Below are 21,637 nucleotides of genomic sequence, written 5' to 3'. Positions count from 1 at the left end.
GGTTGAGGTCCTGCGTTCTTAAAGGCATGGAAGGGCAGCGTATCGCCTTGCGATAAAATAGAAGGAAGAGTCGATAGAATTAATTTCATTCCTCGGATCATAACCGCCTCTATTTTAGAAATTAACGAACCAATCTTGCAATAAAAACAATTACTAAATTATAGTAACATAGTCTTCTATTTGATTCAATAGAATTTTACTCAATTCCCAAAGTTTGTTTTTGCGCCGTTACGATCCGTTTGATTCCCGCATCGGCGGCTTCCAGCATAAGAATGAGTTGGTTTTGATCGAACGTCTTATTTTCCGCCGCGCCTTGAATTTCCACGAACTCGCCCGATCCCGTCTTAACGACGTTGAAATCCACATCGGCGGCTCTGTCTTCGCTATAATCCAAATCGAGAAGAATTTTCCCATCTACGAGACCTACGCTGATTGCGGCGACCAGGTCGCGCAACGGCCATTCTTTAATAAGACCGATACTCATTAAGAATTTCATCGCGTCGTAAAGCGCCACGGCGGCGCCCGTTATCGAAGCCGTCCGCGTTCCGCCGTCCGCCTGGATCACGTCGCAGTCGATATAGATGGTTCTCTCGCCCAATTTATCCAAACGCGTAACGCAGCGCAGAGAACGTCCGATCAAGCGTTGGATCTCCTGCGCCCTCCCGCTTCTTGCCTTATCGCGGGGGATCCGCTGCTTGGAGGATTTGGGGAGCATGTTGTATTCCGCCGTCACCCATCCCTGGCCCGAACCGGTCAGGAACGGCGGCACGCGGTCATCGATGGAGGCGGCGCAGACGACGCGAGTGCGTCCGATCGTCACCAGGCAGGAACCTTCGGCAAAATCCAAATAATTCCGTTGAAATTCGATCGCTCGCAACTCGTTGATAGAACGGCCGCCGACACGGCGCAATTCGCTTTCCTTCATCGCACTTCTCCCTTATTGGATTCATTCCATGACAAGATTTCTTCAAGGATAAAACATAATAAACTTGGTTATGCGTTCCGACAGAGAGAAAAACCACTAATTCATAATTGTTTTTTTCTCTGTTGGGCGTTTTGAATATCCCAGATAATGGTGTCCGCGCTGAAATCCTGTTCATGCGGCCATGCAATTCCATGATGTGCAGGGCGCACCATGCGAAAATACGACTCATTCCAAAGCTCTTTGAATGCACTTCCTCCTAAGTAGGGTTTGACATCAAAGATGCCAGAAATACCACTACTCGCCTGAATCTCAATCCGATAGTCTTCAAGAGGGATGGCTTTGACGATCTTGTCCATAAAACCTCCTATCGCAATGGATCAATTTTGAACACTGGCTCCCCCGAAACTGCCAACTTCCAGTCCGCCATCAAGTCGTCCCGGTGTATTTCGATCCATGCCTGCACCAACTTCATCTTGGCTGGCGGCAGATTGCCGCCGAGAACAGAACCATCCTCAATGGCGATAGTTGCTTCGTATTCTCCATACTCTGCGTGAAAATGAGGGACGTTATGCTTCTTGTTGTCGTAGAAATACATCAAGATCAGAATCCCATAGAACATCGAAATCGTAGGCACTATGGACTCCTTCGTTTGTTTTCCCAACGGTTGAATCAGCCGCCGAGGAACGAGGTCGGCTGCATCCAAGAGTTATGTGGTTCACATGCAGGACGGTTCATACAAGAGATTCTAGCCGTCCATTCAGGCGGAGATTTTTTCCAGGACGGCGCCGCGCAGAATTTTTTTGAGAAATTGTCCTGTATACGAATTGTTATTTTCCGCGATCTCTTCCGGAGCGCCAGAATCGACAATTCTTCCCCCGCCGCTTCCGCCGTCCGGCCCCAAATCGATGATATAATCCGCCGATTTGATGACGTCTAGATTATGTTCGATCACGACGACCGTATTACCCCGATCTACTAATTCGTTAAGGACGCGCAACAGTTTCTTGATGTCGGCGAAATGGAGGCCGGTCGTCGGCTCGTCGAGGATATAGAGCGTATTTCCCGTATCCCGCCGCGACAGTTCTTTCGCCAGTTTCACCCGCTGCGCCTCGCCGCCGGAAAGGGTGGGCGCCGATTGCCCCAGGTGGATGTAATCCAACCCCACATGAACCAGCGTTTCCAGGATGCGCACTATCCGAGGTTGATGGCTGAAGAGTTCCATCGCTTCTTTGACGCTGAGATCGAGAACGTCGGCGATGGAATGCCCCTTGAATTTCACTTGCAGAGTTTCGCGATTGAAGCGCTTGCCGCCGCAGACCTCGCAGGTTACGTATACGTCGGGCAGAAAGTGCATTTCGATGCACTTCGCCCCGCCGCCTTCGCATCCCTCGCAGCGTCCGCCTCTCACATTGAAAGAAAATCGGCCCGCGGGATAGCCGCGCATCTTGGCGTCTGGCAGTTGGGCGAATAGTTGCCGAATGGGATCAAAGACTTTGACGTAGGTGGCGGGATTGGAGCGCGGCGTGCGGCCAATGGGATTTTGGTCGATTTCGATGACTTTGTCGATATGATGGATTCCCCGGATTTCCTTATGCGCGCCGGGGACGACTTGGGCGCGATGCAACTCCCGATCCAGCGATTTGAACAATATTTCCGTAATTAACGTGCTTTTTCCCGAACCAGATACGCCGGTCACGCAGGTCATTGTTCCTAAAGGAATATTCACATCGATGTTTTGCAGGTTATTTTCCGCCGCTCCGACGATTTCGATGAATTTACCATTGCCCGGACGGCGGTGGATCGGGATTTCGATTCGCTTCTTGCCGGAGAGATAGGCTCCCGTCAGCGAATCGGGGTGATTGCGTACATTTTCCGGCGTATCCGCCACAACCACCTCTCCGCCATCTTTTCCGGCGCCAGGACCGAAATCGACGAGAAAATCAGCCGATTCCATCATCTCCTGATCGTGTTCGACGACGAGAACCGTATTGCCCAAGTCGCGCAGACGCAGCAGCGTATCGATAAGTTTGCGGTTATCCCGCTGATGCAGCCCGATGCTGGGTTCGTCGAGCACGTAAAGCACTCCCACCAGGGCGCTGCCGATCTGGCTCGCCAGACGGATGCGCTGGGCCTCGCCGCCGGAAAGGCTGGGGGCGGAACGGCTCATGTTGAGATAGCCCAAACCGACGTCTTCGAGAAAACGCAGCCGTTCGCGGATTTCCTTCAATATCTCGCTCGCGATGGCCATTCGTTTGGGGCTGAGATCGACTTCGTCCTGAAAAAAGCGGCGCGCGGAAATAATATCCATATCGGTGATTTCGTAGATTTTTTTCCCCGAAAACCGGACGGCGAGATACTCTGGACGCAAGCGCCCGCCCTCACAGGTTTCACAAGGAACCCGGTGCATGAACGTTTCCAGCAAGTAACTGCGGAAGCCTTCCGACGTGGTGTTGGAAAACCACCGCTCCATTTCGGTAATGATGCCCTGATAACCGTCTCTCCGAAATAATCGCCGGTCGTCAGCGCCCGCATCCGCCGACGTTACGGTAATGATGCCCTGATAACCGTCTCTCCGGCTTTTATCGCCGTAGAGGAGCAATTGCTGCGCTTTTTTGGATAGTTTGTTCCACGGTTTAGCCAGATCGATTCCGCGTTTTTGGGCAAACGTCTCCAACCGCTTTCGGGCGTGATTTGCCCATTGGGAATCATTGCCGTTTTGGAAAATATTCTTCCACGGGACGATGGCGCCATCGATCACCGCCCGAGTTGGATCGGGAACGACCAGATCGGGATCGAGTTCCAATTTTCTTCCTAACCCGCCGCATTCGGGACACATGCCCAAAGGGTGGTTGAAGGAAAAATGCTGGGGATTGAGCTCGCCGATGGAGAAACCGCAGCGCAGGCACGCATTTTTGGAGCTAAACATGCGGTCTTCCATTTCGGGAATGGAAAGAAACAGCGCGCCGTCGCCCTGATTGAGCGCCAACTCCACGGAATCGGACAATCGCGAACGTACATCGGATTTCATGACCAGCCGGTCTACGACGATTTCCACCGAATGGGCCAGTTTTTTGTCCAACGCGATTTTTTCATCCAGTTCCATGACCCGGCCATCGACGCGGATGCGCGCGAAGCCGTCCTTCTTAGCTCTGTCGAAGATGTCCTTGTATTCTCCTTTTCTCTCCCGAACTTTCGGAGCGAGGAGCAGAAAGCGCGTCCGTTCGGGCAATTCCATGATCCGATCCACAATCTCATCTACAGTTTGGGATTCCAGAGGGAGGTCGTCGTGGGGACAATACGGCGTCCCGCAGCGGGCGAAAAGGACGCGCAGATAATCGTAAATTTCGGTCACGGTGCCGACGGTGGAACGCGGATTTTTGCTTGTGCTTTTCTGTTCGATGGAGATGGCGGGCGACAACCCTCCGATGAAATCCACTTTCGGCTTCTCCATCTGTCCTAAAAACTGACGGGCGTAGGCGGAAAGCGACTCCACATAGCGCCGCTGGCCTTCGGCGTATATCGTATCAAAGGCAAGAGAAGATTTTCCCGAACCGCTGACGCCGGTAAATACGACTAACCGGTCGCGGGGAATTTCCAAATCGATGTTTTTGAGGTTATGTTCTTTGGCGCCGCGTAAAATAATCTTTTTCATATTTTTATAAAATAATTGGGCGTGAATGTTACAAATAATGATCTCGATTGTTACTATTTAATGTAAAATGAATATAATGAATTCGCTTCCGAAAACCAACGCCGCTTGAATCAGCGAAGGAAATAGATAGTTTATTTTATCCTGGATACAGCCGAAAAGAATTGCCGTTGCGTATCCAATAACATGAAATCAATTATTTGAATATGAATCCAACAGAAATTTCCGGCATTGCCAGCATAGTATACTCGATATTCGTCGTTTTGATCGGGTACGTAATTGGACGAATCTTCTTTAAAATCGAAGATCGTTCTCTCTCCATTGCGTGCCTCTTTGTTTTCGCCCCCGCTTTTTTATTTCGCCAAGCGTTGGGACAGCATCTATCCGCCCATCTTTTCACCCTGATTTTCTTTTATTTATTTTTTCATACCGGGATCATGCTTCTAGCGGCGCGCGGCCTATTCCGGCTATTGAATATTCCCCGCGCGATGGGGCATCTTTATCTGGTGAATATTTTGATCGTCAGCATTCTTGGCCTGCGTTGGTTTCAAACCGTGCTCGGCGCTCCCGATCAGGCGGTGGAAACGATCAATACTTTCATCTTCTTTCATTTGGCTCTATGCGCCACCCTGGGCGTATATATGGGTTCGGGAAACGATCGCTTCATCGACAGCGCTTTCGAGATGCTTAAAACCCCTCTCGTTTACGCCATTGGATTGGGACTTCCCCTGGCGGCCATCGGGATTCCATTGCATTTCGATATCTTGGATGGCGTGGATTCTTTGCTTAACGCTATGCTTCCCGTTGGGCTTTTAGTAGTGGGAATCATATGGGGACGCTATATCTTTTTCGGACAGGCGAAGGAGTATGCGGCCTTTTTGCCGGGGATTGTTCTTTGCGTCATTATGAAAATGATCGTCTCACCCGCCGCCGCGCTTTTAATCTCAAAAATCATGGGAATTCACGACGCGACGATCCAACGCGCTTTCATCTTATCTTCGGCTGCGCCAACCGGCGTCTTCGCCGCATTATTAGTCAGTTTTTACGGAAAAGCCAACGAGAAGCGCTTTACGGTTTTCTGCATCGTCCTGACGACGGCGGTCGCATTTATCACGATCCCCTTATTGCGAATATTGCTTGATCGCTTGTATCCCCTATCGTAAAAGCGGAGTTATGGCAAAGCGGAAAGATCCCACAAGCGTATGGTTCCATCGTTAACGCCAGCCAATAAGCGCTTTTTGTCCCTCGAAAAAACGGCGTAATGAATATCCGCATTTCCTGGATTCAATCTTTTGATTAACGCGCCGGTCTTCGCGTCCCATAAACTTGCATCTGTCAACAGCCATTGTCCGTCGTTGGAAAACTGGACAGGATAGGGAGAGCCGGGATGCGATAGAGTCAGGAGAATCGTTCCGGTTGCCGTATCGATTAGGTAAATATGTTTCCCGCAAACGCATAAGGCGCCGTCGCCGGGTGAAAAATCGCCAATCTCAATTCGTTCCTCTTTCTGGTAGACCGGCGAATTTTCCTTTCCCGCTTTCAGATCGTACAACTGAAACCACGACTTGACGGATCCGTCTCTATTTTCAATCGTGTAAATCGCCAACGCCTTTTGACTGTTGTGAGAAAACTGAATTTTCGAAAAGCGGCCTATGTTTTTGTTGACATCTTCTTGCGCGATTCGAAACGAGTGGCGCGTCTTTCCCGATGCCGCTTCGAATATCGTAACCATTCCTGTACGGTCCCCCAGAACCAACCAACGGCTGTCGGGCGAAAACACTGGCGTCGAATCCACAAGAAAGGAATCCCCCAGATTTCCGATATGTTTCCGCGAAGGCCAATTTGCCAGTTCAACGCTTATTCTTGGCCGCGGCATATCGGTTGGTGATTCGTTTACCGCCGCTTCGGCGGTCGGAGATTCGTTTACATGCAATAATGCGTATTCTTGATTCGGCGATTTCTGGATTAATCCCGGTTCGCGAATTTCTTTCGTTGCTGCTGTCGGCGCCGAAGATTCATGGAGCATTTCGCCGGTTTTGAAATTCCAACAATCGATGGAACCATCTCGAAAGTAAATCTGCGCCTTGGATTCATCTTCGGAAAAAGAGACTTTCTCCAAAAGCCGATAATCTCCGCCTCCGATCGTACGCCATTCACACGATTCCCGATTCCAGACTCCCGTCAAACGGTTTTGTCTTCCCTGAATCAATAATTCTTTCCAATTCGCTGAAACGCCGATCGCGCGCAATTCTGACCGGTCGATATAATACCGTAATGAGAAAGCTGGAGGGGGAATATATCCTTGATCCGGCATGAAAATATCGGATTTTTTCCCGCTGCGCAAATCCCAGATTTCGCCTTTTATTTGTTCCGCCGCCCGCAAAGGCGCAATGCGCAAGAACCTTTCTCCATCCGCTGAGAATGCCGTAAACGCTGTAAATGGCGGCTCGAAAGGAAAATAGGAAGAAAGGCGCGTATTGGCAGAATTGGTGCGGTAACTATATACAGCCGTCAGCGGTGCGGGAATCGGACTCTGGATCATAGTCTTATCTTCAATATCGATGCGCTGGATAATGGCGCCAGAATTTTTATCCAAAACCGCCAGGCATCGATTCCCTCCCGCAAGAATCCTCCTTCCATCGGGAGTAAAAGCGGCGCAAAGGCTAATATCTTCCTTGATGTCGAACTGCCGGATCGATTTACCGTCCGTCATGCTCCATAATGTGAAACGGGTTGATTGTGAATCGCTCTGCGATGGAGCTGGCCATCGTTGGTTATCGAATGCGGAAACGGCCAATAATTCCTTGCTGTCGTGAGAAAAAACGAAACCAATCGCTCGATAGGGCGAAAACCGGAATACTTGAAGGCATAGTCCCGTTTTTACTTCCCAAACCCTTATTTTTGTTCCCGCTTCGCAAATCGCAAAATAATTCCCGTCGGGTGAAAAAGCCGTTTTATAAGGCGAATTGGCATAGTAGCCATAAGGATAATGCGCCCGGTTATTTGCGCTTTTCTCCCAAGGATTCATCGAAAAGGAATGAAGCGTCCTACCGCTTTCCACATTGAGAAGATGAACGTTTCCCCATCGGTCAATCGTCAATAATTTCTCGCCGGCGGGAGAAAAATTCAGATTGACTACAGGTTCCGTATAACCCTCGAAACATCGATATGGAATATGATTCTCTTCGTTCCAAACAAAAACGCCCGTAAATGCCGCCGCCGCCAGCATTTTTCCGTCAGGCGAAATATCAGCGCAATGGATATATCCCGCACTCGAAATCAACTCTCCATCTTCCCCGCGCAACGGAAAGGAAACCGGCGTCCCTTTAACGCTATATTCCGCTTCAACGTATTCCTTCGCCAATTCGTCCGCCGTTTTCATCTCTAGCTTCACAATTGGCTTGTTCTTGGAACTCTTAAATGCGGCGTAAATGAAAAGAACCGCGAACATTACGAGGAAGCATCCAACCAGGAAATATCCCAAGAAGGCGTTGGTTTTCATCCTGCGGAACAAGAGATTCTTTTTTCTTCGCCGAACCATCAAGGAATACCCGCCTTTTTTAAGTTCAATATAAATTATTATTGCAATAAGAGGGAAATATTTAAATTACCATCTTTAAGATATAAATATAACAATGGCGTCTCCGTTCGTCAAAATACGTTTCTCCGCCGCGAGTTTTTTTTCCACAATTCAATCATAAAAAATTTGGTTTGATAAATGTGAACGGTATAATTAAATAGGAAATATTTTTACATATCTTCTTGTATTTGTATCTTTGTAACGGATTCGATTACTCGATGTAATCTTCCGGGTTACATTGCAGGGCGATTGGGTCTCTTAACTTCGATTTTACGAACTCCAGCAACGATGATTGTCAACGATCTTCAACGGCGCCGGTCAAAATTGTGAATCGATTGTTTTTTTATTCCAAAAGGTTACAAAAAAGTCAAAATCGAATAGGACTTATCCCTCCCAAATACGATTTACGGCGGAAAGGCAATGAAACTCTAAAAAATGGCGGAGATGTTACCTGCGTGAAATAGAATCGTTAATAAAACGTTAATAAAAAGGGGAAAGATTAAAAAAAGTTGAGACAATAGATAAGGGCGCCGTCTCAATATGGAACACTTAAAATCTACGGCGTTGCAGAGAAATGAAGGATTTAGGGCTTGAATAGGATCGATTTATTCCATTTTTACTAAAGGATGAATATATGGCATAACGATTGCTCTTAAATTTAAGGAAAGCAGCAAAAGCGAATCTCTTCCAAAGCGGGAAGAGTAGAAGAGAGGATGATCATGTATACGACTCAAATGCCGGAGTTGCATGATGAGCCGGAAGCGATCGACTTGCTGATGGAGGATGCCGAGGATTCTTCCTTCTTGCCTGACGATTTGGAACTCGACGATGCGGACGAAAAAAAGAAATCGTCCAAAACCAAACGCGCGAAATCCGTCCGCTCGGTAGGCCGGTCGTCGAACAATCCGGTCAAGGACTATCTCCGCGAAATCAGCAACTACTCCCTTTTAACCCGCGAAGAAGAAGGTGCCATTTATAAAAAGATCGACAGCGGCCGCCGCCGGCTCTGCGAAGGTCTTTCCAACTCGCGCATTGCCATTCGCGAACTGGAAAGCCTGATCGGAGACCTGAAAACGGGAAAGCGGTCGCCGCATACCATGTTTCGCAATCCGGACGCCGGACGCACGCGCCGCAAAACCGAACTGGATAAAGCCATCAAGGAAATGGCGCGCCACATTCAAACGATCCGGAAAGGCTTCCGCGAAGAAGACAGCGATCATCTTTCAGAACGCCAACTGATCAATCGTCAAAAAAAGTGGGTGGATACGCTTTATAGCATGGATTTGGACATTAACGCACTCTGGCGATTGTCCAAGGTTCTGCGCGAATCCTATCGCCGCTATCGCCAGGCCGATCCGCAGGAGCGAAAGGCGCTCGCCGCCCAGATGGAAGATTCTCCCGCCCGGCTGAAAGAGAGTTGCAAACTCATCCGCGACGGATTGAACACGATTCGCGATGCGCGGCAAGAGATGATTCGCGGCAACTTGCGGCTGGTTGTCTCCGTAGCGAAGCGTTACAAGCATTGTTTCATTCCCATGCTGGACCTGATCCAAGAAGGAAACCTGGGCTTGACCCGCGCGGTGGATAAATTCGACGCCAGCCGGGGGACGAAATTCAGCACTTACGCCGTATGGTGGATTCGTCAAAGCATTTCCCGCGCCGTCAAGCAACAGCGCCGAACCATCCGCCTCCCTACCGGAGTTACCGACCAGATCGCTCAGGTAGACCGGGCGAATACGCAGTTGACGCAGGATTTGGGACGCGAACCTTCCTTGCGCGAATTGGCGGCTCATGTGGGAATGGAAGAAGAACGGGTAACCGATCTTCTCGGTTGGCAGCAGGATCCGCTTTCTTTGGAAACGCCCATCCGCGACGACCGCGAAACCACTATTGGCGAGTTGATTAAAGACGCCAGAGTGGTCTCTCCCGTTTCCAAGTTGACCCGAAGAGTGCTGAACAAGCGCATCGAAGAACTTTTGTGCCAGCTTTCCGAACGCGAAGAGACCATCATTCGCCTTCGCTACGGATTGTCCGACGGCAAAGTATGGAAACTGGGCGATATCGGCAAGCGCTTCGGCATCACCCGCGAGCGCGTGCGCCAGATCGAACAACGAGCCATTCGGAAATTGAGACACCCCCTGCGGGCGCGGGAGATTCGCGATTTTCTGAATTGATCGCGGGAATTACGTTGAGAGGAACGAAAGGGATGGTTGAACGCCGTCCCTTTTTTTATTCTTTAACAGGGATTTGGAGAAAGGTGGGCTAAGCTTCGCCTTGAGCCCACCCTACTCAACTGTCTACGAAAAGATAAATGAAATATGTCGAGAGGATAAGAGAATCAATATTTCCCCCAAAAATACTCATCCTCCATTTTTCGCGCTTCTCCAACGGTCAAATTTGGGGGAATCGTTACGGAATTCTTCAAATGTTTGGGGATTTGCGGATTGAATAACTTATTATCTCTCTCCGACGTATCTTCGCATACATTGTCAAGCATGTGCCGCCATTTAAGAGAATATTTTTTGATGCATTGTACTTTTTCCGCCATCGCCGGTTCCAAGTTTTCAAGCAACTTTTGATCGATTACCGACGGATCGATAGTGTTGATGAAGGCGGCTGCCCGCAACCTTAAATCTTCTCGAAGATTCTTGTCTTTTACCGCGTCCAGCAATTTGGGAACCGCTGTATTCGTATTATTGAATATCGCGCAGGCGGAGGGCCAAAATTTTATTCGCTGCGATGGCGTCAATTTAATATCCGGCAGCATATCCATACTCGTTGAATAAGTTATATTCATACCAGTCGCCAATTTAAAATCGCCAACGAATACGGTAGCGTATTCAAGGTAAGGTTTAATATCTTGAATGGCGCCCAGCTGTCCCGAAACGAAAATCGCCGTCAATACGCGAAGCGAATCGATCTCGTCCAGATTGCGGTAATAGACCGCCATTAAGTTATTGAATCCTTGAATGGGAAAATGGCTTTTTTTGCGGAATTCTTCCGTGAATATGGATTGCAAATAAGCATCCCGTTTTTCTTTTACTAGCGATCCCGACCAATACATTTTGAGGATTTCACCAGATAATGATGAATATTCGTGATTCAAAGCGCTTCTAAAATTAGAGTTTTTTGCATTTTCATCAGCATCGATTTCGCTTAAATCGATAGGGAAGCCGACCAACGCTTTCAATATTTCCTGGTTGACGATATCCGATTCAGTCGGCATTTTTTTTGAATTTTCCAGCATCTTTTCGATGGAGGGTTCGCCGAACTGCGTCTTCGATTCGTCCCCCGTTTCTTGCGCGGATGGCGAGATAGTTACAATCAATAATGAAATGAAAGTTAAATAAGAATATTTCACTGTTATATCCTATCTTTGATAAAATGTTTTGATGCAAACAAGAACCGCCCTGCCGCCAATGCGCGTTCTATTATACCATGCACAAACAAAAACAGGGCGTAGAATTTCATCTAAGCCCCGATTTTTTACTATTATGAAAACATCAAAATCGCAGGATGGATTGCTCTAACAAACTCATCGTAAGTATCTGAAAGAATTAATATTTCCCCCATATATCCTCATCGGCTATTTTCCGAGCTTCTTCTACGGTCATACCATCAGGAATAGCCATTGACTTTTTGTGTAATTGTTCATCCTTCTTATCTCTCTCTGACGTATCTTCGCATACATTGTAAAGCATGTGCCGCCATTTAAGGGATTTTTTCTTGATGCACTGTACTTTTTCCGCCATCGCCGGTTCTAAACCGTCAAGCAACTCTTGATCGATTACCGACGGATCGATGGTATTGATGAAGGCAGCCGACCGCAGCCTTAAATCTTCTCGAAGATTCTTGTCTTTTACTGCGTCCAGCAATTTAGGAACCGCTGCATTTGTATTGTTGAAGATTGCGCAGGCGGATGGCCAATATTTCAACCGCTGCGATGGCGTTATTTTCACTTCCGGAATATCCGCCATATCAATACTATATACAAATGAGAGAAAGCCTGTCGCCAATTGAGAATCGCCAACAAAAACAGTAGCATATTCAAGATAAGGCTTAATATCTTGAATGGCACCTAGCTGTCCCGAAGCGAAAATAGCTGCCAATACGCGAAGCGAATCGATCTCGTCCGGATTGCGGTAATAGACCGCCATTAAGTTTTTGATTCCCTTAATGGGAAAATGGCTTTTTTTGCGGAATTCTTCTGTGAATATAGATTGCAAATACGTATCCCGCTTTTCTTTTACCAACGATCCCGACCAATACATTTTTAGGATTTCATCCGTCATTAGATAATATTCGTGATTTTGACTTTTAAACCTACGTTCTTTAAGTTTTTCGTCGGCATTGATTTCACTTAAATCGATAGGGAAGCCGACTAGCGTTTTCAATATTTCCTGATTTATGATCTGCGATTCATTTGGCATTTTTTTGGAATTTTCCAGCATCTTTTCAATGGAAGGTTCGCCAAATTGCGTCTTCGATTCGCTTCTCGTTTCTTGCGCAGATATGGAAGTATGAATCATTAAGAATGAAATGAATAATATGGAGTATGTTTTCATTATACTATCCTTTCTATTTGTTTTTTATATTTTAATATAATTTTAATATAATTTTAATATAATTTTTAAAAAGGTGGATAATCCCAATCTGGAATATAAATATTATCTCCAGTATGAAAAGTAATTGATCCTGAAGCTCCAAAATCGCAATTAACATTTTTCTGTAAATTTATTTGGACATAAAATAAGCATTCATCTAAAACAGTATAAGGATTATTAATAATTACCTGTATTTTAAAATTTTGCCAAAATGCTACTTTTTCTGCATTATAATATGTAAATAAAGTTCTTGTTGGACCTGGATGATCGAATACTCTAAATTTATCTGAATAATATCTTGATACTTGGTGATTGCTCGCGATAGAACTTAGTTCATAGCATTGATTTCCTAAAGGCAAACTCCATTGGCGTTTTTCATTTGGCCAAGCAATAAAATCTAAAATCCAACCATTCCATTCTGCAGGACTAACAGATATACCTATCTCTTCTTTAACTACATCATTTTGATTATTCCACGCTTTAGATCTGCCATTTCTCCATACAACAATTGCAATGTTATCTGGATCATTTATACATAAATTTTCTGCTGCTTGATTTAAGGGATTTGCAATTATATCAAATCCCTTTCCGTAAACATACTCATAGTAAAATATGTATGTTCTACCTAGATATATACTAGATAGTCCTCGCAGTGGATTAATTTGACTTAAATCACATTCATCAAAAAAACGATCATCAAAATCACCAGCAGCAGTAGTTACATAATTATGAATAGGATCGTTCGCATCAAATGTTCCGCTTGTATCAAATTCTATTACAAATTCTGGCGTTTGAGCGTATATACTTACCGATAATGAACAACAGCATATTATTATAAACACTTTTTTCATTGTCAATACACTCCTTTTAAATTTTAGGTATTCTCTCTCATTGCGTTTAAGGATTTAAAACAAAATATAGACGTATTTTTTTAATAAATTTACGAATCCAAATTTTGTGATTCTTGAAGATGGATTAAGGGACATAATTAATGAATGCCATAAGCATCACCCCTTTCTATTTCGACTTTTATTCTACTATATTTATATAAATCTTTAAAATAAACACAAATATGGAACTGATAGAAAGAAATGGAACTGATAGAAAGAAATGGAACTGATAGAAAGAAATGGAACTGATAGAAAGAATAGCAAAAATAAATTTGGCTGTCAAGAGAAAATTTAAAAAAATATAAAAATTTTTTTGGGGTTATTAGAAGGGAAAAAATCAAAACGGTACGCAGGACATTGCTATAGTAAGCGTGTTGTCGATGTCGGAATCTTGATCAGTCTGCCGTCAGGCAAGTATTCATAATGAAACGATGAACAAGATTTTTATCCTAAAAATCCTGGCTATCCTGATCCTGACGAAATCTAAATGACCGCTGACGCCGATTCGAGAACTTCCTCCCTAACCCGCCGCACAAGTTCCGGCAACGCCTTGCGTACGTTTTCGGTCAGATCGCCGCCTATGGTGAAGGGATCGGCGACCTCCATAGAGAAGATTTTGAAATCTTGCGGAAAGGGAATTTCTAGTTGTTTTGCCAGAGCCAGGATTTCCGGCAATCCGGCGTAGTGGGGAGAAGGAGCGGCGACGGCGTCCAGATCGGACGCCGTCAATATGCGAATGGTTCCGGGAGGGTATTTTCCGGTGTAGATGGCGTCGATCAATATCGCCCGGTCGTAATCAACCATCAATTCCATCAAAGCGATGCCGGATATGGAGCATTCGATCACGTCGGCGGCGCCGTTGAGATTCTGCGCCAGACTGCGCGCCGCCAAAATCCCAATGGCGTCGTCGCCGATTAAATCATTCCCCAAGCCCAGTACGATGGTTTTCATAAAGGTGCGGATTATGTCATCCACTTTTAAATGCGTCGCTTTTTATTCCTCTCCCAAGATTGGGAGAGGTTAGGTGAGGGTTGATTTTATTATACTTACTATCCCCTCACCCTAGCCCTCTCCCAAAGGGAGAGGGGATTTAATCACGCAATTAGATCAATTCTTTTTCAACTCGCGCACGACGTTTCTTTCCGCATCCAGGACGCGAACGAGCAGCGGCATTTGTCCCGGCAGCGCATGAGTGGCGCAGCCGTGGCAGGGATCGTAGGCGCGGAAGGCCATCTCGATCATGTTCAATATGCCGTCGTCCACCTGTCCGTTTTTAATCAATCCTTTAGCGGATTTATCGACGGACATGGCGATGCGCGCCGCGTTGTTTTGCGTGGCGACGATGAGATTGGCCATGGTTACCCGGCCTTTTTCGTCGGTTTTGTAATGATGGAACAGCGTTCCGCGCGGCGCTTCCACCACGCCAATGCCTTCGTTCGGCGTGGCGGTGGGAATAACGCGGTAATTGGGGTCGGTAATTTCTTGATCGTTGGCTAGTTCCTGCATCCGCTCGGCGGCGTAAAGCAATTCGATCAACCGCGCCCAATGGTTGGCTAGAGTGTGATGAACGGGTTTGCCGCCCAGCGTCGAATACATCTGCTCGTAAGCTTCCTGCGCCAGAGGCGTGGCCATTCCTTCGCTGGCGTTGAGCCGCGCTAAGGGCGCCACGGCGTAAACGCCACTGTCCGCGCCGTCTTCGAATCCCTTCCAGCCGATATCTTTCAGGTAGCAGAATTTAATGTAACTCCACGGTTCGACGTGTTCGGCGACATGATCCAGATATTTGTCCGTGGGGAAATTGAGAAATTCCTTGCCGTCCGGCTTCACGACGCGCAGCGTTCCTTCATAGAAATTGACTTTCTTATTTTGATCGACGAGACCCATATAATAGGTCTTATGCGTATAGGCGTCCGAAACAATCCATTCGACATATTGACTATTCTTGAGAACGATATCATTGAAAACCTGCAAGCTGAACTGGCCGAATTCCACGGCGTTTTTCGCGCTTTGGATGAATCGTTGCTGTTCTTCTTTGCTAATCCCTCGCGAAACGCCGCCCGGCAATCCTAAGACAGGATGAATCGCCTTGCCGCCCAATAAGACCATCAGGTCGCGCATTTCCTTGCGTAATCCGATGACCTTTTTTCCGACTTCCAAACCCACTTTGCCGAGAACGCCGAGAATATTCCTTTCCGCCTTGGGCGCCGATGGGCCGACGACGAAATCGGGGCCGCCCAGAAAATAAAAATGCAGCGCGTGGTCTTCGATGGTGAAAATGTCGTATACCATCTCCCGGATTTTCTTGGCGGCGGGAGGCGGATCTACGCTGAAGACTTTGTCGAGGGCTTTCGTTGCCGCCATGTGATGCGCCATAGGGCAAACGCCGCAGATGCGCGAGGTGATCTGGGGCATATCCTCCACCGGCCGCCCCTGGGCGAACTTTTCAAAGCCGCGCAGTTCGGGAACCTGGAAGTAAGCGTGATCCACGCCGCCTTCATTATTCAAAAAGATGTCGATCTTTCCGTGCCCTTCCAAGCGGGTGATGGGATCGATGACGATTCTGCGGCTCATGCTCGTATTCCTTTCCTTACGCTCCCAGGCTCTTGAACATCATCGAGGAGGGCAGGCTGTATCGGTAAAACGTTCCGTTGGGATCGACGATGGAATCCAAAACCGCCTCCACGTCTTTCTCTTCCATGCTGGTCAAAATGGACGCGAAGCCGGAGAGGGCTTTGGCGCCATAGTCTTGGACGCGGCTAGTCGGCCCTTGGCAGCCCGTGCAAGGCATATTGGCTTTGGTGCAGACGCCTTCGCATCCAGCGCGCGTAACCGGCCCCAGGCACATCAAACCTTGCCCCAACAGGCATTTTTCCGAATCGACGATGATTTGATAAGGACGTTTGAATTCGGCGATTTCCATCTTATCCGGTTTGGTTTCCTTGCGCGGGCATTCGTCGCAGAGCGCTTTATCCGGCGCAAGAACCGTTCCTTTGGGTGGGAGTTTATTCTCCAGAATCGCGCCTAGCGCTTCTGTAATCAGGCGCACCGGCGGCGGGCATCCGGGAAGGTAATAATCTACGTCCACGACCTGGTTCAAGGTTCTGACGTATTCCAGAAATTCCGGCAATTCCACTTCGCCTAGCGGTGTTATGGTCTCCATCTGAGGAAAGGTTCCATCTAGGTTGATCGTGGAAGGCGATTCCTGATAGCTGTTTTTTAATATAGAATCTTTAGAAAAGAAATTGCCCATTCCAGGGATGCCGCCCATGTGGGAGCAGCTGCCGAATGCGATCAGGATTTTCGATTTTTGACGCATGAGATGCGCCATCTCTTCTTCTTCGGAAGTGCGGATGGCGCCATTAACGAAGCAGACGTCCATCTCGCCATCCGCCATAGCGCGCACGTCGTCTTTTTTGAAATCCATGGCGCAAGGCCAAAAGACGATATCCACCGCTGCGACGACGTCCAGTATTTTTTCGTTCAGATCAATAATCGCTTCCTCGCAGCCGCCGCAGGAAGCCAGCCAGTTGAATCCTACTTTGGGTTTGCTCATCTTATGCTTCCTCCGCGCCCGCCATCGCCAATTCCTCTTCTACCAATTCGTGAGGAACGGGAATCGGCGCCAAGCGCAACGGCCCTAACCGGCGAATCTGTTCCGTCATCTCGTTGACGACTTTCTGCACTTTGTCGCCTTCGGAACCGGCGATCCACTCCAGGCGGACGCGCTCGTCTTCCAAACCCATTTCCGCCAGCATCCGCTTCAGCAATTTGATGCGGCGCAGGCATTTGTAATTGCCTTCCTGATAATGGCAATCGCCTGGGTGGCAGCCGCCGATCAGCACGCCGTCGGCGCCTTGGCGCAGCGCCTTCAATACGAATTGAGGATCGATGCGGCCAGAGCACATCACCCGGATCACACGCACGTTGGGCGCATAGGCCAGGCGGGAAATCCCCGTCAGATCGGAAGCGGTGTACGTGCACCAGTTGCAGAAGAAAGCGACGATTCTCGGCTCGAATGGTTCATTATGCATAAGTCAGCACTCCTTCGATCTCTTCGAAGATCTGCTCATCGGTGAATAGGTTTTGCGAGGCGGCGCCGGAAGGACATGCGGCGACGCATGTGCCGCATCCCTTGCATAGCGCTTCGTTGACGACGGCGACGCCCTTTTCCAGATTGGGAGAGATGGCGCTGTAAGGACACATCCCGATGCAGGTGCGGCATCCGCAACATAATTCTTCTTTGATAAACGCCGTATCCGGCTCTAGTTCTACGAATCCCTTATCGACGAGAGCCAGCGCTTCGGCGGCGGCGGCGCCCGCTTGGGCTACAGTGTCGGGAATATCTTTTGGTCCTTGGCACGCGCCCGCGAGAAAGATGCCATCCGTCATAGTGGATACCGGCGCCAACTTAGGATGGCGTTCGGTGAACCATCCATCCTTGCTGCAAGAGATGCCGAACATGCGCCGCACCTCGTCGGCGTCGGCTTGGGCTTCCAAGCCCACGGATAGAATCACCATATCGACGGGAATCCGGCGCGGGGAACCAATGAGCGTATCCTCGACGCGGATTATCAATTTCCCTTCCTCTTTGGCCGTCATTGCCCAATTCGTTACTTCCGCCACGCGGCCCCGGATAAAGTTAACGTCTTCCTTTAGAAGTTTGTCGAAAAATTCTTCATAACCTTTTCCCGGCGTGCGCATGTCGATGTAGAAATTATAAATTTCCGCTCCCGTTCGCTCCTTGACCAGGTGAGCCAGTTTCAAGGAATACATGCAGCAGACGCGCGAGCAGTATTTGTTCGTCTTGGCGTGGCGCGAACCGACGCAGTGGATGATGCCCACGGATTTGGGCTTGGAGCCGTCCTTGAGAACCACTTCGCCTTGAGACGGTCCCGATGCGTTCACCATCCGCTCCACCTCAAGGCTGGAATAGACGTTGTTGTAATGGCCATATCCATATTCGGGCACTCGCTTGGCATCGAAGGGCTTGAAGCCGGTGGAAAGAATCACCGCGCCGCAGTCGACTTCGATTTCCTCTTCTTTCTGCTCGAAATTGATGGCGCGGCGTTCGCAGACTTCGGCGCATGTCTGCTTGCATTTTCCGCGCTTCAATTGGAGGCAAGTCTCCGGATCGATGAGCACCGTAAGAGGCGTCGCTTGCGGGAAGGGAAGATAAATCGGCTTTCGTTTGGACATGCCGAGGTTGAATTCGTCGTCGAATTTCGGTTCTTTAAAAACGCATGCGTCCACGCACAATAGGCAGCCCACGCAATGTTCTTCGATGACGTAGCGCGGTTTTCTTTTGATCTTCACTTTGAAGTTGCCGGTGAAGCCCTCTACCTTGGTCACATCGGAATAGGACCAAAGAGTGATATTGGGGTGATTTTTCACGGCGGACATTTTCGGCGTGAGGATGCAGGCGGCGCAATCCAGCGTGGGGAAGGTTTTATCGAACATGGCCATATGCCCGCCGATGGTCGGCTGGCGTTCGATAAGGTAAACCTTGCGCCCGGAATTGGCGATCGTTAGAGCCGCATGGATGCCGGCGATGCCGCCGCCGACGATGACCACATCGGAATGGACGGGAACCCGCTTCTTTTCCAACGCCTGATGCTGGGCGACGCGGCGAACGGCGGCGCTTACGAGCGCTTTCGCCTTATCCGTCGCTTCCTTGAAATCTTTCGTCACCCAGCTGACATGCTCCCGGATGTTGGCCATCTGGAAGTAAAAGGGATTCAGCCCGCCATCCGCCGCCGCCTGGCGAAATGTTTTTTCGTGCAACAGCGGGGAGCACGAGGCGACGACGATGCGGTTCAGGTTGAATTCCTGGATATCCTTTTGAATCATCTCCTGACCGGGATCGGAGCACATGAATTTATAGTCGCGGCTGACGGCGACGTTGGGCAGGATTTTTCCGTATTCCGCCAATTCGGCGACGTTCAATTTCGAAGCGATGTTCATGCCGCAATGGCAGATGTATACGCCGATGCGCGGGGCGTCTCCGTTGTTTTTATACTGATGCGTTGACACGTTCGCCTCCTCCTTATACCAATCGCCTTTGAATTTGTCGTTTTTAAAATCCATCTCCCAAGATTGGGAGAGGTTAGGTGAGGGTTGATATTATTAGACTTATTATCCCCTCACCCTGACCCTCTCCCAGAGGGAGAGGGAATTATAAGTTGCAATCTTATTAGGAATTGGCATCACACGGCCGCCTTGGTTTTCAAGGGAACAAACAAGCGCTCGAAGCCCAACGTTTTCTCGGAAATTCCGAAAGCGAGGCCCATTAGTTGAGTAAAATAAGCGACGGGCAAATTCAGATTGTCTTCGAAAGTACGATTCATACTGTCCTGATAGCATTCCAGATTGAACTGGCAGAGAGGACAAGCGGTGGCGACGACGTCGGCGCCGCGCTTCTCCGCTTCTTTGAGCAGAATATAACTGAGCCGTTGCCCGATGGCTTCGATGGTGCCGGTCAACGTGCCCCCGCAGCAACGGGTTTTCAACGGCCAATCGACGATGTCCGCGCCTAACGCCGCCATTAACATATCCATCGTTTGGGGATTGTATGGCTCATCGAACGTGGAATAGGGCCGGACGAACTGGCAGCCGTAATAGCTGGCGATTCTCATGCCCTTGAGCGGCTTCTGCGTCCGGGCGGCGATTTTTTCCAGACCGATATCGTTGACGAGAACGTCTAAGGGATGGCGAACCTTGGCTTTTCCCGTGTAATACAATCCATTATTTTTCATGGCTTCGAGAAGAACGTTGGCTTTTTCCTTTTTCTCTTTGATCGCCTTTTGCGCTTTTAATAAAACGAGATAACAGGCGCTGCATGGAGCAATAATTTGGGCGCCGTCGCCGTTCGATTGCATTTCCGCCAAGGCCAGGTTTCGAGCGGCCAGGGCGCTGGCTTTCATATCGTCGACGGCCATATACGCCGTCGCTCCGCAGCAATTCCAATCGTCGATCTCTTGCAAATCCACGTCCAACGCCTTGAAGACCTCCAGCAGCGATTCCTCATAGGCTCTGCCAGTACTTTTTAACGAACAACCTGGGTAATAGAAATATTTCATCGGTTTCTCTCCAGCCATAACTTTGCCATTACTGGCCATGGTTTCCGTTTCCATTCCCATTCTCAACGGCATGAAGAATGTTGAGCAACTGCTGCTTGCCCTTAATCGTATGGGGCATGATCTCCAGCCGCCCTTTAAAGAACAATTTCGAGCCAAGCCCGCTCATGGTGAACAATTTGAAGGGATTGGTTTTTAGAAACATGCGCAATAACAGCAAACCTTCATGGTTGCGTCCGAAGTTGCGGACAGTGCGGGCGAATTCCCGCGCCAAAACGGGAATGGGAAAACGGCTGGGATAGACTTTTTCTTCGATCGCCTTCTGTTTTAGGGTGTACATCAATTCCGTGATTTTGATCTCCTTGGGGCATCCCACGGTGCAGGAGTAGCACGAAGCGCAGAGCCAAATGGTGAAACTGCGCATGACTTCGTCTTTGAAACCTGCGCGCGTCATGGCGATAATCCGCCGGGGAGAATAATCCATGTGATGGCTTACCGGGCAAGTGGCGCTGCACGTTCCGCATTGAATGCAGCCGAAGAGATTGTCGCTGCCAAGTTTCTTTACAACGTCTTGGGCGAATTGAGGATCCAACTCTTCCTCGTATTTCATTTTACGTTGAATTTCCCAATTCGTTACAAGATGGGACTTTCTTCCACCCACCATTTTGAATTTAATTCTTTGTTGCACGAGCCAATCTCGCATGAGAATCTCTCCTCTCACGGTTGTTCGAAGGGATAAACAAAAAAACGCCTGGCGAATTAAGTATACCCATTATCACTACTTCCAAGGCTGTCTCGAATGGGTTATTGGCGGGATAGAAGCCGTAAAAATATTTCTCGACATCCAATTAAATCATAGTTAAATTTTCTATAATGTCAATTCATGAAAAAAAGAAAATTCCCTTTAATCGAAAAA

At 48.4% G+C, this 21,637-nt stretch carries 17 protein-coding genes; 2 read left to right on the top strand and 15 right to left on the bottom strand.

The features are described from left to right. Positions 1–196: 196 nt before the first annotated feature. The 4 genes from rph to uvrA form a co-directional block, all read right to left on the bottom strand. Positions 197–925 (bottom strand): ribonuclease PH, encoded by a 729-nt coding sequence (gene rph / locus AB1656_23265; protein MEW6238315.1) that lies wholly within the window; start codon positions 923–925, stop codon positions 197–199. A gap of 101 nt (positions 926–1,026) precedes the next feature. Continuing rightward, positions 1,027–1,281, bottom strand: coding sequence for a DUF2442 domain-containing protein (locus AB1656_23260; protein ID MEW6238314.1), 255 nt, complete (start codon positions 1,279–1,281; stop codon positions 1,027–1,029). An 8-nt stretch (positions 1,282–1,289) separates the two neighbouring features. Further along, positions 1,290–1,559: a DUF4160 domain-containing protein gene (locus AB1656_23255; GenBank protein MEW6238313.1), complete on the bottom strand. Its 270-nt coding sequence runs from the start codon at positions 1,557–1,559 to the stop codon at positions 1,290–1,292. Between the two features lie 123 nt (positions 1,560–1,682). After that, positions 1,683–4,577, bottom strand: a complete 2,895-nt coding sequence (uvrA, locus tag AB1656_23250; GenBank protein ID MEW6238312.1) for an excinuclease ABC subunit UvrA — start codon at positions 4,575–4,577, stop codon at positions 1,683–1,685. A gap of 203 nt (positions 4,578–4,780) precedes the next feature. On the opposite strand from uvrA, the gene AB1656_23245 reads away from it, so the two are divergent. Beyond that, positions 4,781–5,737, top strand: coding sequence for an AEC family transporter (locus tag AB1656_23245; GenBank protein MEW6238311.1), 957 nt, complete (start codon positions 4,781–4,783; stop codon positions 5,735–5,737). Between the two features lie 8 nt (positions 5,738–5,745). Here AB1656_23245 and AB1656_23240 read toward each other — a convergent pair whose 3' ends face one another. Continuing rightward, positions 5,746–8,115: a WD40 repeat domain-containing protein gene (locus AB1656_23240; GenBank protein ID MEW6238310.1), complete on the bottom strand. Its 2,370-nt coding sequence runs from the start codon at positions 8,113–8,115 to the stop codon at positions 5,746–5,748. Positions 8,116–8,873: 758 nt separating this feature from the next. Between AB1656_23240 and AB1656_23235 the strand changes: the two genes are divergently transcribed. After that, positions 8,874–10,328 carry a sigma-70 family RNA polymerase sigma factor gene (locus AB1656_23235; GenBank protein MEW6238309.1) on the top strand — a complete coding sequence of 485 codons (1,455 nt, stop codon included), beginning with the start codon at positions 8,874–8,876 and terminating at the stop codon, positions 10,326–10,328. A 164-nt stretch (positions 10,329–10,492) separates the two neighbouring features. Here the strand turns inward: AB1656_23235 and AB1656_23230 are convergent, their stop codons facing one another. The 10 genes from AB1656_23230 to AB1656_23185 all read right to left on the bottom strand — a co-directional run bounded on the left by AB1656_23230 (position 10,493) and on the right by AB1656_23185 (position 21,424). Next, positions 10,493–11,515, bottom strand: a complete 1,023-nt coding sequence (locus AB1656_23230) for a hypothetical protein (GenBank protein ID MEW6238308.1) — start codon at positions 11,513–11,515, stop codon at positions 10,493–10,495. 196 nt (positions 11,516–11,711) lie between these two features. Next, the gene (locus tag AB1656_23225; GenBank protein MEW6238307.1) at positions 11,712–12,584 is read right to left on the bottom strand and encodes a hypothetical protein; all 873 of its coding nucleotides are present in this window, start codon (positions 12,582–12,584) and stop codon (positions 11,712–11,714) included. A gap of 200 nt (positions 12,585–12,784) precedes the next feature. Continuing rightward, on the bottom strand, positions 12,785–13,609 hold the full coding sequence (locus AB1656_23220; protein ID MEW6238306.1) for a hypothetical protein: 825 nt from the start codon (positions 13,607–13,609) through the stop codon (positions 12,785–12,787). A gap of 522 nt (positions 13,610–14,131) precedes the next feature. Then, on the bottom strand, positions 14,132–14,623 hold the full coding sequence (locus tag AB1656_23215) for a hydrogenase maturation protease (protein ID MEW6238305.1): 492 nt from the start codon (positions 14,621–14,623) through the stop codon (positions 14,132–14,134). A 132-nt stretch (positions 14,624–14,755) separates the two neighbouring features. After that, entirely contained in the window at positions 14,756–16,219 is a 1,464-nt protein-coding gene (locus tag AB1656_23210; protein ID MEW6238304.1) for a Ni/Fe hydrogenase subunit alpha, read from the bottom strand. Positions 16,220–16,235: 16 nt separating this feature from the next. Continuing rightward, on the bottom strand, positions 16,236–17,201 hold the full coding sequence (locus AB1656_23205) for an oxidoreductase (protein MEW6238303.1): 966 nt from the start codon (positions 17,199–17,201) through the stop codon (positions 16,236–16,238). Between the two features lies 1 nt (position 17,202). Continuing rightward, entirely contained in the window at positions 17,203–17,679 is a 477-nt protein-coding gene (locus tag AB1656_23200) for a hydrogenase iron-sulfur subunit (GenBank protein ID MEW6238302.1), read from the bottom strand. Further along, positions 17,672–19,678, bottom strand: a complete 2,007-nt coding sequence (locus AB1656_23195; protein ID MEW6238301.1) for a CoB--CoM heterodisulfide reductase iron-sulfur subunit A family protein — start codon at positions 19,676–19,678, stop codon at positions 17,672–17,674. Before AB1656_23195 ends, AB1656_23200 begins: the two co-directional genes overlap by 8 nt. Positions 19,679–19,851: 173 nt before the next feature. Continuing rightward, positions 19,852–20,778 carry a CoB--CoM heterodisulfide reductase iron-sulfur subunit B family protein gene (locus AB1656_23190; protein ID MEW6238300.1) on the bottom strand — a complete coding sequence of 309 codons (927 nt, stop codon included), beginning with the start codon at positions 20,776–20,778 and terminating at the stop codon, positions 19,852–19,854. After that, a complete protein-coding gene (locus AB1656_23185) occupies positions 20,753–21,424 on the bottom strand; it encodes a 4Fe-4S dicluster domain-containing protein (GenBank protein MEW6238299.1) in 672 nt (223 codons plus the stop codon). Before AB1656_23185 ends, AB1656_23190 begins: the two co-directional genes overlap by 26 nt. Positions 21,425–21,637: the final 213 nt, after the last annotated feature.

The sequence above is a fragment of the Candidatus Omnitrophota bacterium genome (assembly GCA_040755155.1).
Taxonomy (GTDB): domain Bacteria; phylum Hinthialibacterota; class Hinthialibacteria; order Hinthialibacterales; family Hinthialibacteraceae; genus JBFMBP01.
Note: the sequence above shows the minus strand (reverse complement) of the source record. Positions and strands in the feature narration are given on the sequence as shown.

Bases quoted from the DNA above. Each gene is read 5' to 3' on its own strand.
- rph (MEW6238315.1), bottom strand. From the start codon at position 925: ATGAAGGAAAGCGAATTGCGCCGTGTCGGCGGCCGTTCTATCAACGAG.
- AB1656_23260 (MEW6238314.1), bottom strand. From the start codon at position 1,281: ATGGACAAGATCGTCAAAGCCATCCCTCTTGAAGACTATCGGATTGAG.
- uvrA (MEW6238312.1), bottom strand. From the start codon at position 4,577: ATGAAAAAGATTATTTTACGCGGCGCCAAAGAACATAACCTCAAAAAC.
- AB1656_23245 (MEW6238311.1), top strand. From the start codon at position 4,781: ATGAATCCAACAGAAATTTCCGGCATTGCCAGCATAGTATACTCGATA.
- AB1656_23240 (MEW6238310.1), bottom strand. From the start codon at position 8,115: ATGGTTCGGCGAAGAAAAAAGAATCTCTTGTTCCGCAGGATGAAAACC.
- AB1656_23235 (MEW6238309.1), top strand. From the start codon at position 8,874: ATGTATACGACTCAAATGCCGGAGTTGCATGATGAGCCGGAAGCGATC.
- AB1656_23225 (MEW6238307.1), bottom strand. From the start codon at position 12,584: ATGCCAAATGAATCGCAGATCATAAATCAGGAAATATTGAAAACGCTA.
- AB1656_23220 (MEW6238306.1), bottom strand. From the start codon at position 13,609: ATGAAAAAAGTGTTTATAATAATATGCTGTTGTTCATTATCGGTAAGT.
- AB1656_23210 (MEW6238304.1), bottom strand. From the start codon at position 16,219: ATGAGCCGCAGAATCGTCATCGATCCCATCACCCGCTTGGAAGGGCAC.
- AB1656_23205 (MEW6238303.1), bottom strand. From the start codon at position 17,201: ATGAGCAAACCCAAAGTAGGATTCAACTGGCTGGCTTCCTGCGGCGGC.
- AB1656_23200 (MEW6238302.1), bottom strand. From the start codon at position 17,679: ATGCATAATGAACCATTCGAGCCGAGAATCGTCGCTTTCTTCTGCAAC.
- AB1656_23190 (MEW6238300.1), bottom strand. From the start codon at position 20,778: ATGGAAACGGAAACCATGGCCAGTAATGGCAAAGTTATGGCTGGAGAG.
- AB1656_23185 (MEW6238299.1), bottom strand. From the start codon at position 21,424: ATGCGAGATTGGCTCGTGCAACAAAGAATTAAATTCAAAATGGTGGGT.